Genomic DNA, 1,335 nt, shown 5'->3' with positions numbered 1-1,335 from the left:
CCTTTTGTCGATGACGACGTTCGGCTTTGCCGCAAACAAGGTCATCATCATTCTCGATGCCTCTGGCTCCATGTGGGCGCAGATCGACGGCAAGCCCAAGCTCGAAATCGCCCGTGAATCGCTGAGAACCGTGCTTCAATCGGTTCCCGCCGATGACGAGATCGGCTTCATGGCCTATGGCCATCGCGAAAAAGGCAGTTGCGACGACATCCAGTTGATCGTGCCACCACAGGCAGGCTCGGCAAGCGCCATCTCGGCCGCTGCCGACAGCCTGAAATTCCTCGGCAAGACGCCGCTGACGGCCGCCGTCAAGCAGGCGGCCGAAGCGTTGAAATACACCGAGGACAAGGCGACCGTCGTCCTCATCACCGACGGGCTGGAAACATGCGGCGGCGATCCCTGCGCGCTTGGCAAGGAACTCGAGGCGTCCGGCGTCGATTTCACCGCTGACGTCGTCGGCTTCGGCCTCACCGCCGACGAAGGCAAGCAGATCGCCTGCCTCGCCGACAACACGGGCGGCAAGTACATCCAGGCCTCCGATGAGAAGGCGTTGCAGGAGGCGCTAGTCGAGACGGTGGCGGCACCAGCACCAGCACCCGCTCCTGCTCCTGAACCGGCTCCCGCCCCGACGCCTGCGCCGGAGCCCGCGAAACCGGAATTCAACTTCCAGCCGACGGTGGTGATGGCCGAAGGTGGCGAGCCGATCACCGACGGCAACGCCTGGGAGATCTACAAGGCGAATTCCGACGGCTCGCGCGAGGATTCCGTGACCACCGAATATGGCGCCTACAAGGGCAATCTCGAGCCCGGCGACTATGTCGTCGTTGCACGCGACGACGAGGCCAAGGTGGAGCAGAAATTCAAGATCGAGGCCGGCCAGGTCTACAAGCCGCTGTTCACCTTGAACGCGGGCACCATGCTCATTCATCCGCGGCCGAGCCAGGGCGCCGACATCAGTGACGAGGCCCATGTCGACTTCACCTATCCCGGCGGCAACACCACCCACTATGGCGACACCAAGATCATCGTACCGGCGGGTGAACAGAAGGTCACGGTTCAGATCGGCAGCGGTTCGGTGGTCGAGACCATCCAACTGGCCGCCGGGCAGACGATCGAAAAGGACGTCATCGTCGGCGTCGGGCACGTCGTGTTCAACGCTTATTATGTCACCGGCGGCGACAAGGCCGACAGTTCCGGCCTCGGCTTCCAGATCGTCAAGGCGAAGAAGAAGATCGACGGTTCACGCGACGATGTCGAGCATTCCTATGGGCCGGACAGCAAGTTCTGGCTGCCGCCGGACGACTATGTCGCGCTCACCACGCTTGATCTTGCAAC

General features: G+C 62.5%; 1 protein-coding gene. It reads left to right on the top strand.

The genetic code is table 11. The features are described from left to right. Positions 1–1,335, top strand: a 1,335-nt coding sequence (locus tag ACXJ7R_RS32985; RefSeq protein WP_457155453.1) for a vWA domain-containing protein, incomplete at both ends; no start/stop codon positions are given.

It is taken from the genome of Mesorhizobium sp. P5_C1, from assembly GCF_054049815.1.
Note: the sequence above shows the minus strand (reverse complement) of the source record. Positions and strands in the feature narration are given on the sequence as shown.